At 55.7% G+C, this 12,342-nt stretch carries 11 protein-coding genes and 1 tRNA gene; 7 read left to right on the top strand and 5 right to left on the bottom strand.

What is annotated here, in order from left to right:
• Positions 1-130 precede the first annotated feature (130 nt).
• A complete protein-coding gene (locus AC5FRZ_RS04550) occupies positions 131-1,300 on the top strand; it encodes a glycosyltransferase family 4 protein (RefSeq protein ID WP_493563993.1) in 1,170 nt (389 codons plus the stop codon).
• On the opposite strand, the gene AC5FRZ_RS04545 is transcribed toward AC5FRZ_RS04550, so the two are convergent.
• Positions 1,291-2,685: a sulfatase-like hydrolase/transferase gene (locus AC5FRZ_RS04545; RefSeq protein ID WP_493563992.1), complete on the bottom strand. Its 1,395-nt coding sequence runs from the start codon at positions 2,683-2,685 to the stop codon at positions 1,291-1,293. The genes AC5FRZ_RS04550 and AC5FRZ_RS04545 overlap by 10 nt on opposite strands.
• Positions 2,686-2,741: 56 nt before the next feature.
• Complete coding sequence (locus tag AC5FRZ_RS04540; protein ID WP_493563755.1) at positions 2,742-3,377, bottom strand: IS6 family transposase; 636 nt, start codon at positions 3,375-3,377, stop codon at positions 2,742-2,744.
• A 117-nt stretch (positions 3,378-3,494) separates the two neighbouring features.
• On the opposite strand from AC5FRZ_RS04540, the gene AC5FRZ_RS04535 reads away from it, so the two are divergent.
• Positions 3,495-4,718 carry an O-antigen ligase family protein gene (locus tag AC5FRZ_RS04535; protein WP_372479540.1) on the top strand — a complete coding sequence of 408 codons (1,224 nt, stop codon included), beginning with the start codon at positions 3,495-3,497 and terminating at the stop codon, positions 4,716-4,718.
• A 15-nt stretch (positions 4,719-4,733) separates the two neighbouring features.
• On the opposite strand, the gene AC5FRZ_RS04530 is transcribed toward AC5FRZ_RS04535, so the two are convergent.
• Positions 4,734-5,903 (bottom strand): glycosyltransferase, encoded by a 1,170-nt coding sequence (locus AC5FRZ_RS04530; protein ID WP_493563991.1) that lies wholly within the window; start codon positions 5,901-5,903, stop codon positions 4,734-4,736.
• Positions 5,904-5,940: 37 nt separating this feature from the next.
• Between AC5FRZ_RS04530 and asnB the strand changes: the two genes are divergently transcribed.
• Positions 5,941-7,863, top strand: coding sequence for an asparagine synthase (glutamine-hydrolyzing) (asnB, locus tag AC5FRZ_RS04525; protein WP_493563990.1), 1,923 nt, complete (start codon positions 5,941-5,943; stop codon positions 7,861-7,863).
• Here asnB and AC5FRZ_RS04520 read toward each other — a convergent pair.
• Entirely contained in the window at positions 7,856-8,938 is a 1,083-nt protein-coding gene (locus AC5FRZ_RS04520) for a glycosyltransferase family 4 protein (RefSeq protein ID WP_493563989.1), read from the bottom strand. The genes asnB and AC5FRZ_RS04520 overlap by 8 nt on opposite strands.
• Before the next feature lie 91 nt (positions 8,939-9,029).
• A complete protein-coding gene (locus AC5FRZ_RS04515; RefSeq protein WP_493565074.1) occupies positions 9,030-10,118 on the bottom strand; it encodes a sugar transferase in 1,089 nt (362 codons plus the stop codon).
• Positions 10,119-10,675: 557 nt separating this feature from the next.
• Here AC5FRZ_RS04515 and AC5FRZ_RS04510 point away from each other — a divergent pair.
• The 4 genes from AC5FRZ_RS04510 to AC5FRZ_RS04495 all read left to right on the top strand — a co-directional run bounded on the left by AC5FRZ_RS04510 (position 10,676) and on the right by AC5FRZ_RS04495 (position 12,198).
• Positions 10,676-10,748 (top strand) — tRNA-Pro (locus AC5FRZ_RS04510).
• Between the two features lie 275 nt (positions 10,749-11,023).
• Positions 11,024-11,185, top strand: a complete 162-nt coding sequence (locus AC5FRZ_RS04505) for a hypothetical protein (protein WP_493563988.1) — start codon at positions 11,024-11,026, stop codon at positions 11,183-11,185.
• A 233-nt stretch (positions 11,186-11,418) separates the two neighbouring features.
• Positions 11,419-11,577 (top strand): RNA polymerase subunit sigma-24, encoded by a 159-nt coding sequence (locus AC5FRZ_RS04500; RefSeq protein ID WP_493563987.1) that lies wholly within the window; start codon positions 11,419-11,421, stop codon positions 11,575-11,577.
• A 168-nt stretch (positions 11,578-11,745) separates the two neighbouring features.
• The gene (locus AC5FRZ_RS04495) at positions 11,746-12,198 is read left to right on the top strand and encodes a hypothetical protein (protein WP_493563986.1); all 453 of its coding nucleotides are present in this window, start codon (positions 11,746-11,748) and stop codon (positions 12,196-12,198) included.
• Positions 12,199-12,342 lie beyond the last annotated feature (144 nt).

Genomic DNA, 12,342 nt, shown 5'->3' with positions numbered 1-12,342 from the left:
ATTTGTCAACCGATACTGAGTTCGGTGACGATTTATCAGTGTCGTTCTTGGGAGATGAATGAGAGTCAAACAAGAGTCGATACGAATAGATCACGAGCCTTTTTGATGAGGTGACTATATTTCAGTATCAGTGGCTGATATTGCCGTACTCCATCACGACCTTATGCGAAAAGGCGGTGGTGAAGCGGTCTGTCTCGAAATCATGCGAGCTCTTGGAGACACGCATGACATAACTCTGTTCACGTTTCGAGATCCGGATTTTGACGAATTGGCAGCCTATTTTCAGATGCCGATCCCTGAAGTGCGCATCCGTCGCCCACCACTCTCTGTGCTGTGCATGGATACCGTGACTCAACTCTCGGGTCGTTCTCTGGACCTGTTTCTGGCGGCAGCGTTGTGTAAATATGCCCGTTCCTTCCGTAGCAAATCGTATGACCTCTGGATGAGCACGGTCAACGAAATGCCGCTCCCCTCACCTTCGATACAGTACGTTCACCTTCCACAATTCGATCGGACTACACTTCCCGGCCATTACGGGGCACAGTCGGCTATTCAGGACGTGTACGACGCTGTCTGTAGACGAATCGTCAGCTACAACCGAACGTCAGTAATCGACGGCGGGGTCTTCTGTTGCAATTCAGAATTCACGGCTGATATCTTTGAACGGGTCTACGAAACGCGGCCATCCGTTCTACATCCGCCAGTAGATGTCGAGAACTTTAAAACGTTCTTCCGTCCGTGGAATGAGAGACAGAACGGTATCGTTTCTATCGGCCGGATCGAACCGATCAAAGGCATCAAAGATGGCATCGAAATTGTGGATGAACTGCAGGAACGTGGTCACGAGATGCACTATCACATCGCAGGGCCAGAGACTGGAAGTACCTACGCTCAAGATGTCCTGGAGATGGCCACCAATCGACCATATGTCACCTATCACGGCGAACTTCGGCATGGCGATACCGACTTACTTGAGACGCTCTGTATGCAGCGATACTATCTCAACGCAACGCAATACGAAACGTTCGGTATTTCTCTCGCCGAAATGCTGGCAGCCGGACTGATCCCGGTCGTCCACGATAGTGGTGGACAGCGTGAAATCGTGCGTAAAGTCGACGACTGTCTCTACACGGACAAAACGACGGCTGTCGATCGCCTCGCAAGTTTGGCGAACGATCCAGAACGATGCCACACACTCTCCCACCGACTGCACGAGTCGACCGATCGGTTCAGTCGTTCGAACTTCCGAAAGTACATCACTGACCTCGTCTCGGTGACGCTGAACGACGGTCAGAGGTAACCGAAATCCTCGAGTCGAGAACGAGTTGCATCGTCAACATCCATATGTGTCTCATCTGTTACCTCAAGTGAATCCTCAAACTGATCGACGAGTGCCCTCGCGTCGCCATCGACTGTCCACTCAGTCAACCCGGAGCCCAGTTTTCGGCGTTCGTAGGTGTCTTCCAGACGGACCGACTTGTGGTCTCTGTCGGCTGCCTGGTATACCGCGACGCGTTTCTGTAGGTACTGATCCGAAACGTCGCCGTCGATCTCTCCGAGCAAATCCTGCAGTCGGTTCGTGTTTTCCGATCCCACGAGATCGGGGTACGTCGACTCCTCGAGAAGAGTTAGGCCGGTATCGATTCCGATCTCACGACAGATCGTATCGTAAATCCACACGAGAGACGACCACCGTTCGATACGGCCGTCCTGCTGGTCTGGGGAACGAACGAACAGTGGAACACGAACGAGAGGCTCGGTCACACCAGCGAGATGATAGACGATGTCCCCTTCCCCCAGCCCTTCTCCGTGGTCTGCACAGAGAACGAACAGACAGTCCTCCGCTCGCTCCTGACGCTCGAGTGCCCTCCAAAATTGCTGCAACAGTTTGTCAACATATCCGATTTCGTCTCTCACGACCTTTCGATAAAACTCTCGATCTGTCTCATCGATTGTGCTATTGCCGGCGTAGTACTGAATCCCCGCACCACCGACACGACTGTTCAGTTCCGAGAGTCGCCCATTCTCTGCGATATTTTTAATCCGACCCCACCGAGATAACCGGCGGTGATAGTCGTGTGTCTCCATAAAGTTGAGAAACACGAAGCTATCGCTGTCGTCTTCAGAGAGCCAGTTTACCGCGTCCGTAACCATTCGACGGCCGCCGTCGTCCACGAGGGAGGGTCCCGTCCGTAGTTTCCGGTAAGTTGCGTTGACGAAGGTACGGAACGTATGTTGATGTGAGATTACTTGACGGGCCCCGTCGACCAGTTCGCCTATGCCAGCCTCGTCTGACTCGGGCGCACCCCCTTTTTCATAGATTTTTTCGCTGTAATTGTTTCGGTGATGGTCCCAGCCCTCAAATCCATAGTCGGGGTGGACGAACGGATTACTGGTAAAGCAGCCTGTGCGGTATCCAGCGTCGCCGAGACGTGTCAAGAGAGTCGGAATCTGTGGATGGATCGCCGTGTCGGCATTCGTCGCTCCGTGTTCACGCGGATACTTTCCTGTAAACATGCTAGCGTGGGCCGGAAGACTCCACGGAGCAGGGGTGACCGCCCGGTCGAATGAGACACTATCCGTAGCGAGAGTCGATAGAAACGTTCCGCTGGCCTCATTTAGATAGTCCTCAAATATGTCGTAGCGTACGGAGTCAAGGACGACGAGAACAATCGTGTCTGCCATCAACCGGTTTCTAATCTGGAAGGATATAAATCCCAGTTGTGTCTTCACGGTCGTGTTTAGTTTGGAGCATTGTGCCAGCTGGCGAAGGCTTGGAGCCAATTTTCGGCTGTCTCCGGTTCGACGTGACTGAAGCAGTTCGAAAACGACGAGGTTCGGCGCTTCAGTTCTCGGAAAATCCGTTCGACAGTATTCCGATTTCCGTGGCGAGATATTTGAAATCGCAGTCCTGAACGTTGTAGCGCAGTTTGGAGGTGTTGAGCGCCATCAACGAGAAATTCGGCAGTTTCGACATCGTGTTTCTGCCGGAGTTCGCGCAGGAAGATTTCGGTGAGGGCAGTCGTGGTAGTCGAAAAGAGACGAACGTGAAGCAGATCGTTTGTGGCGGGATCTGCGGCGGCGTACAGCCAAAATTGCTCGTCGTTGATCCGAATCACTGTTTCATCCACCGCAACTTGATTCGGAGATCGGCCAGATTCTGGCTGTAGATCGGCTTTCTGAACCCAATCGTGGATCGCCTTCCGACTGCGTTGGACACCCAAAGCTTCGAGCAAATCGACGGTATTCGACAGCGAGAGTCCCGCAAGATGGGACTGAATACCCAGCGCCATCGCCGGTTCGGGTGTCCGCTCACGCTCCATAAAATCCAAATCAATCCACTCTCTACTCCCACTGAGGCGGGTGATTTCTGGCATAGAGCACCAAGAAATTCTCCCGCCTCACTTTTCACGCTTAACTAAACACGACCGTCTTCACTTCGCGGATCCGAAACGGGGGATATATCCACTAACAGTACGGAGAGATACTATCTAATGTCGTTCGCGATACAGGGCGATAGCCCCAACTCCCTGCCACGTGAGCAACTCCGTCGGACTATTCTGATCGTTCTCGTCGGGTCGATAGCCCTCGCATTCAACTATCCGCTCGACGGTCGTGCTGCTGCGGCACTCTATCTCTCGATCGGACCGGTGGTTGTAACGATCACAGACCTCCTAGTCGCGGTGACAGCCGCGTTGCTCTTCTTGGGTGGAATCTTACGAATTCCGCGGCTGAGAGGACTCGAAGCATACGCTGTGTTCCTCGTTTTCGTCACAGGCAGTCTATTTGTCACTGGTCCCACGGCAGATGGGATTGTTGAACTCATTCAGTGGTTCGAGATGATTGTCTTGTCTCTGGTTATCGTGAACCTTGCCCGAACAGAAGACGATGTGAAATACGCTATATGGACACTCATCTTGATCGGGACCGTCAAAGCGTTCTATTCGTTGTTCTACACCCTCTCGATTGGTACGTTTTCCGGTCGCCTGTTCACCGAACTTGAGGGATTGTCACTGGTCTTGGTCCTTGGAATATTGATCTCACATCGCTTCTCAAGGCGGTTCGCTATCATTGCCGGCCTCTTGAGCATCGAAGTGCTCTACTTCCAGGAACGGAAAGTCTGGTTAGCGGTTGTCGGCGCTCTCAGTGTTGGCGTCGTGTTACTGTACCTCCGACAGCGGTCGAACCAGCGTGAGATCCTACTCCGAACACTGTCAATAGCAGCGATGATCGGTGTCGCCGCTTTCGCTATCGCACTGTTAATGCCAGAGGTGGCAAACAGACTCAAAACACTGCGTGGACTGTTGAACAATCCACGATTGTATATTTGGGAAACCTCGATACGAATGTCGTTAGACAATCCTGTGTTCGGTGTTGGTCCGGACAATTGGCTCGCGACCAAAGACGCGTACTCGACACCGGAGCTACGACAGTGGGAGACGAGGTATTCCGTCGATGCGCTCATTCCGCACAGCATTTTTTTCCGATTGATGAGTGAGGTTGGCATTCCCGGATTTCTCGCATTTTTCTACTTCCTTTCCGAACCCCTCAGAGGTGTCGTCCGCATATCTCGACAATCAGTATATAGTTTTGTACTCGTCCTCGGTTACTTATACAGTCTGGTAATTGCAGGAACAGCGGCAGCAAGCTTCGAGATTCGCGCACCGATCTTCATTCTCGCAGGTTTGTTGTTTGCTCAGCAGGTCAACGGAGAGTAGGTATGTGTGGCCGGTTCAATCCATGGCTTCGCTGATCCCGTCCAGTAGCCGTGGTGCGACGGCGTCCCACGTGTGTTGATATGAGATTCGCTCTCGGGCAGCGCCGCCGACACTGGCTGCCAACTGCGGGTCGGTCAGGACTGCTATAGTTCGCTCGGACATTGCTGTCGCGTCGTCAGCGACCAAAAGATGTGTTCCGTTCTCAGCGCTGATTCCGGCTGCACCGAGTGATGTGGTTACGACTGGTTTTCCGAGTGCCATCGCCTCTAGCACTTTGTTCTGGATACCGGTTCCGTATCGCATCGGTGCCACGACCGCCGTGGCCAACTCGAGGTGCTCCGCCGGTTCGTCGACGAACCCGGTTACCGTGATTCCCTCTCTCGTGTCGAGTGTACGCACTTCTTCCGATGGATTCGATCCGACGACGACGAACGACGCAGTGTCGACCTCGGCTCGTACTTGCGGAAACACCTCGTCGGCGAAGTATCGAACTGCATCTACGTTTGGGTAGTAGTCCATCCGCCCGAGAAAGACGATTCGCCCAGGATCGGTGTTGACTGTGTTGGGCCTCTCGAGGTACGTCTCTCGAACACCGTTGGGAACGACGGTCACGTCGTTCCGTATCCCCATAGCGGTCATATCGTGGACCGTCGTCACGAACGAGTGTTCAGCCGCTTGTGCCACCGTTCGTTCGTACGAGTTTAATCGTCGAGACTCGACCGTAGACAGCCACGACCGGGGCGGTGAGTGGATCTCGGCGAGCTGTGCACGGTTGTGTGACATCGAATCGACAAAGTCAACGACAAAGCGATCTTCCTGAACGTATGGGACGGTGTTGACGTAGTTCGCGTAACACAGATCGTATTCGCCAACGTGTTCGTTCACCCACTTCTGAACGTCCGAGAAGTGGTAGTACGCCGGCCGAATCGGATTGCCTCGTGCAAATGCCGCGCCTGCACGTCCGTACTTGGTGAACTCGTGACCGAGCGATTCGTGGCTGAAAGACGTCACCCCTGTGAATTCTGTCGCCAACGTCTCGAGATCGTCATCAGGCTCCTGATTCACGATCAACAGGTGAATGTCGTGTTCTTGCTGGAGAATTTTAGCGGTATTGTACGTCCGTAACCTAGCCCCGTCGACGACCGGGTAGGGAGACTGCGCACAAATGACGAGAATGCGTCCCATTCGTTCAGATCGTTTCCAGTAGATATGGTTAATTCGTATGATTCAAATATACGTCGATAGTCCACATGGTATGTGTGGCATTGCTGGTATTTTTTCCACGGGAAGGTCCCCCTCGAAATCACGACTCACATCTATGCAGGATCTGCTCGTCCATCGGGGTCCGGACGAGGGAGGTGTTTATACAGATAGTGTAATCTCGCTCGTACACCGTCGTCTGAGCATTATCGACCCGGAGAGCGGACAACAACCGATGTTCAACGAAGACGAGTCGATCGTCACTGTGTTCAACGGCGAACTCTACAACTATACCGCACTCCGTGACTCGTTGATCAAAAGCGGTCACTCATTTACCAGTGATAGTGACACCGAAGTCCTCGTTCACCTCTACGAGGAACATGGACCATCATTCGTTGACCGACTCGAAGGGATGTTCGCCTTTGCCCTTTGGGATTCGAATAGAGAGCGTCTCCTCCTCGCTCGGGATCCGATGGGTATCAAGCCTCTGCTCCTCGCCAACGACGGCGAGCGTATTGCCTTCGCCTCGGAGCTTCCAGCACTCTTCGAATCTGGCGTGGATCACGGCGGTATAGATGAACGGAGCATTGCCAACTACTTCTCAGTTGGCTACATTCCCGCACCTTCGACGGCCTTCGAGAACATTCGCAAGCTCAGACCCGGCGAATTAATTCTTATATCGGAAGACAAAATCGACGATAGACAGTTCCACACCCCCTCGGTCGAACCGCGAACACCCACTCTGGAAGAGGCAGCGACAGAACTCAGGGGGCGTGTCGAGGACGCAATCGAGAAACGACTCATGAGCGATGTCTCTTTGGGTGCGTTCTTGAGTGGAGGCATCGATTCGAGTATCGTCGTCGGGACGATGGCAGAGCTCACCGACGATCCGGTAAAAACATTCACTGTGGGCTTCGAAGAGTCACTGTTCGACGAATCATGGGCTGCACGTGAAGTTGCAGAGTACCACGACACCGACCACACCGAGTGTACGGTGACGCCGAACGAGGTTCGCGACGCAATCCCCAACGTCCTCGACCGTCTTGGTGAACCCTTCGCCGATCAATCGATTATCCCCACATATATTGTTTCGCGAGAAACGAACAAGGATGTTACTGTCGCGCTCTCGGGAGACGGCGCTGATGAACTCTTTGCCGGGTACAGCCGCTACCGAGGCGAATACTACTCCCGCTATTACCGACAGCTCCCACCGATCGTCCGTCGGTCAGTCCTCGAACCCGTGATTGGAAGACTCAACGCCTCCCGAGGCAGTGTACGAGGAGAGTTTGTTCGCAAAGTTCAGAAGTTTACTCGGGGGGGTATCCCGGAAACTCCTGCTCGCCACTTCGAGTGGGCACGGATCGCCGAGGAGAACGCACTCAGTAGCTTGGGGGAGTTGAATCCCTCCGATTCCGGCCGTGAACTCTTCAGGCAGCAACACGAAATCGCGACTTCATATCTTCCGAAAGAGAGACAGGACAGTATGTCCAGAATGCAAGCTGTCGATACACACTTCGGACTGCCAAACCAAATTCTCCACAAAACCGACCGTGCCAGTATGTACAACTCGCTCGAAGTCAGGGTACCGTTCCTCGATACCGGTGTCGTCGAGTACGCGATGTCGCTCCCGACAGATTACAAGATAACACCACGTGAGCAAAAGCGTATCCTCAAGCGAGCCTTCGACGATGTACTCCCGGATCCGATCTTGGAGCGGGGCAAGCAAGGCTTCGATATGCCGATCGGCAAGTGGTTCAAGCACGAACTCGCAGACGAGTTCGTTCAAGCCATGTCAGACCTCAACACAGATCTCGTCGACACCGACGCCGTTATGGATCGGTTCGAAGAGCACAAAACGGAACGACAGGAACACGGGAAGTTTCTCTGGTCCGTCTACGTCTTCGCCCGGTGGCACAATCGACTGCGAAGAAGAAATATTATATGATATTCGACAGATGCTCCGTTGTCTGCTCGACAGTTCTCTGCCACCGAAAACGGTCGACAACGGTACGGCGACCTTGATGGCCAAGCGCATCCTTGTTTTCGAGAACCCGTTCTAGTGCGGCAGTGTATCTTTCGATATCCCCGACAGGGACTGTCTCTCCCCCCTCTCGAACAACCGAGGCAGTCTGCTCTAAGTGACTCGACACAACGGGCAATCCTGACGAATACGCCTCGAGCACGGTCCGAGGTAATCCTTCAGCCCGACTCGGTAACAACAGCACATCACCTGACCGATAGATCTTCGGCATCTCGCTGTAAGGCACGTGTCCGAGAAACTCAACATCCTCGGCATTCTTCCCCAGTTCCTCTCGAAGCGGTCCGTCCCCGATTACGTAGAGTTTCGCATTTCGGTCGTCCGACAATCGGGACACCGCCTGAACCGCATCCCCGGGTCGCTTACCGTCAACCAGTCGCCCGACGAACAACACAATAGGGCCATCGTGATCGATCTGATCACTCTTCGGTCCATCGGGCGTAAACCGCTCGGTATCTACGCCATTAGCCACTACTTCGATCCGGGAATCGACGCCGAGTTCCCGTACGCGCGTTCTGTCTTCTTCAGTGTAGCAAAACACCACGTCGGCGCAGTTGAACGTCCAACGTCCCACACTCGGTAGATACAGATTGAACAGCCACTCGGGAGCATTTTGTGAATAGAGCCCGTGGTTCGTAATCGCCAGTGGGGTATCGCCCAGACGCCGCTTCAGGGCCGCCAAGTTCGTCGAAAAATAGAGGTGAGAGTGAGCGTGTATCACGTCGAAGTCGTTAGCTGTCCGTAGAAAGCGTGCGACGCCGAGTGAGATATCGTTGCTCAACAGTTCGACTGTCGGTTGGTGCCGTACCACCGTGTACCCGTCCCGTTCTTCTCGTCGTGGTAAACTCTCGTCCTCAGAGATCGTCAAGACCGTGACATCGTGATTCATCGCGGCCTGATCCCGGCTCATCGCGTGAACGTGGTAGGTCCCACCGCCAGGAATCTCGGGATACAAATTCTGTGCAACGCGAAGAATACGCATGATTTACGTTCCGGAACTCGCGGCTCATAGCCTTCTCGATTTACTCGAGGTAGTTCGACGAATCTCGGGAGACCCAAGGGGGCCTGAATTCTCAGTGTTTCCAACGACGGACAACCGTCTCGAGAATGTCACCAACGACCTGCCAAACCTGCCGAATCACGATCTTCAGATCGAACCAAAACGACTGACAGCGAATATACTCGACATCGTAGCGCAGCTTTTGCACCGGTTCGTGACCGGTTACGTCATTGACCTGCGCGAGACCCGTAAGACCCGGGCGAACGAACCATCGGCGACGCCAGTCGGATACCCCTTCTTCGATATCGCGATCGAGCTCCGGACGCTCCGGTCGTGGACCGACGACACTCATATCGCCGACGAGGATCGACCACAACTGTGGAATCTCGTCGAGATGTGTCTTCCGAAGAGTTCGACCAACTCGCGTTACCCGTGGATCTCGTCTACCCCGATCTTCCTCGCTTAGTTTTGCCCCGGTTCGCTCTTCTGCGTTCGGTATCATACTCCGGAATTTGTACACCTGAAAGGTGTCTCCGAACTCAGCAGTCCGTTCCTGCTTATAGAAGATCGTGCCACCGTCCTCGATTTTGATCGCTACGGCAGCGGCTGCCATCAGCGGCAGTCCGAACAGCAGACCGACAGCCGCGAACACAACGTCGAAGACTCGCTTTACCACCCGTTCCTGCCAGTCCCACGGCTCGACGTCGATGTCGACGATCTCCTCGACCTGGTCGTCGTCGACGAGGACGCTGTCGGCCTTGTCTCGGTGGATCTTCGCGTCGACGCCGTGTTCGTGACACGTCGCCAGCACGCCAAAGAACTCCTCTCGATCCGTCTCGTCGAAGGCGAACACGGCGACATCGATGTCGTGTTCGACGAGAATGTCGTCGAGGCGCGAGAGGCCGCCCAGACACTCCAGGTCCATCGTGTACGTCAGCGAGTCGGCCGTACTGCCAGCACCGTCAGCAAGCTGTGGTTGCCCCGGTCCCGCTTGGTCGACGACGTAGGGCGACGGAGGGGAGACGTAGCCAAAGACCGGGATGTCGATCGCAGCCAAGATACGGTCGATCTCATTCGGATCGTCGCCGACGATGATCGCCCGACCGCTCTCGCCACGTGCCGGCCGGCTCCGGATGGTCACAAACCACGTCGGGATCGCCACGACGAGCAACGATCCGACGATCAGGAGTGTCGCTCGCGGCAAGCGATACGTGTAATCGAAATAGCCGATCGTTGCGAGGGCAAACAGCCCAACGAGCGTCCGTTTCAAGGCGAACATCGAGACGTCGAGGATCCGGTGAGGACGGGGCTTGTACAGCGGAGCGAGTGCCAGCAAGACGACGACGGCCGTCGTGCCAGCTTCGATGAGGAACTCTCTCCCCTCGGCGGGGTCGAAGGGAAGATGTCCGACGATGGGTACCAATCGAAAGCCAGAGTGGACGAGCGGGTGATTGGCAACCGTGACTGCGGCCACGATCAGCGCAAAGACCCCGACGACGGAAACAATCCGATACCGCCAGCCACTCGCCATTGCCTTACCGTCCTTCTCGGTATATATACATAAATCGGTTACTGATCACTATACTGTGAAGAGGGGGATATCCCAGTGTGGCCCCAGACACGGTGGTGGACGCTGTGGTGTGTGACTTAACCCACAGCGAAGGCACAGTTTCGCAACGATTAAACCGTCGCCCACCGTTTCCTCAACTGCTACGTCACGGGCCGGTGGGGTAGCTTGGTATCCTTCGGCCTTCGGGTGGCCGTAACCGCGATTCGAATTCGCGCCGGCCCACTACCTATATACCCTTTTTCCAGGGTTCTCCGACAATTAGCGGCCGCTTTGGGAGGTGGTCGGCGTGAGCATTGACCACGGCCGACACCGCCCGATCTGTAACTACTGTGGTGGTTACATCGAAGAGCCACTGCAACGGTGTCCGGCGCGCGACGAAGGGGTGTGTCGCCCGTGAAGTACTGTCCCGAGTGTGGCAGCCGGATGCAACGCGGTACCCGCGGCGACTCACCGATCCCGACCGAATGGTGCCCCGACTGCCACGGAGGCGGGCAACAATGAGCATCGTCGAGGATGTACCCGCCGGCCCGTCACCGGAGCGCATCGGTGGGCTCCCGCGCTTCGAACTGCCCGACGACTTCACCATGTCCAGCAAGCTTGGAAGCGCGCACAGGAGACGACCGACGACGGCGGCCCGATCAACGAGGCAGAGCGTATAGTCTCTCTATCGGACAGTGACAGCTACCACAGAGTCGTCTGGGCGCTCTCTGGCGGCTCACTGCGCGCCGAGTGTCCCTGCAAGGGCTTCCATCATCGGGACTGGTGCGCACATCTCGCCAGCCTGTGGTGGCGCTGGGTCCGCGGCCAGATCGAAGTTACGCACATCGACACCAGCCGGCACTATCGGACACCCCCGTCGTGGCTGTCCTTCGACCGCGAGGACCGGAGCCACGTGCTCGAAGGACTGACGCCCGCCGAACTCGACGCCTATCTCACCTGCGAGTGGGGCGATGTAGGCGTTCGGGAGTACGCCCGCCAGACGGACCGGTCGCCGGGAACCGTCGGGAATCAGCTACGCTGGGCACGCGAAAAGGTCGGTGGTCAGCGATGACCGGACCGACCCCCACCCCACTCTCTCAGCGATGTACGGGGGGTGTCCGCCACCATACACTCGAACCGAAACACACCCACTATTCGGCACCCCCCGGATGCGGGGTAACCGAACCCCTGTTTCATCTGTGTCCGCAGTGGAAGCCCGATCTGCGGACAGGAGGGTCGCATGAGCAGTCAGTCACGAGGCAGTCGTCTTCCCGGCGACTCCGAGGCTAACGACCGCCACCGGACCGAGGAACGCGCCGAGGCGCGTCTCGGCGACGAACTGGGCCGACGCTTGGCGATCTACCTCGACGAGCACGGCGAGAAAAAGAGCGAGGTGCTTCGGGAAGCCCTCGACGAGTACCTTCCGTCGTCGGAGCGGTCCCGGTTCGTGCTCCCGAAGGACCCCGATCTCGCGGACGCTTATGTTGAACTCGCTGGCGAGGAGCGACGAGTCATACCAGTCGAGGCGGCAAAAGACATCATCTGCCGAGAGTCCCACCCGAACAAGAAGAAGGAGCTTGTGAAAAGCGAAATTCTGGACCCTCTCGACGGGAGTGGGCTCGTGACTGTTCGCTCTGGCCGCGTCGCTATCCATCCGCTAACGCTCCGAACTGAGGTGTCCGACGGTGAGTGAGCAGTCTGTGAGCGGTACTGACCGCTACGGAGACATCCGTGATGAAGAACCTCCCCTCGAAGGACAACACGGATACAAGGGACCAGCGTTCTTATCTCGGTTGTTCTCTGCACGGACTAAGCGGTCAGTAGACACGGCTACTGA

It is taken from the genome of Halomicrobium sp. HArcht1-1 (genome assembly GCF_058933285.1).
This window is presented reverse-complemented; position numbering and strand designations above follow the sequence as displayed.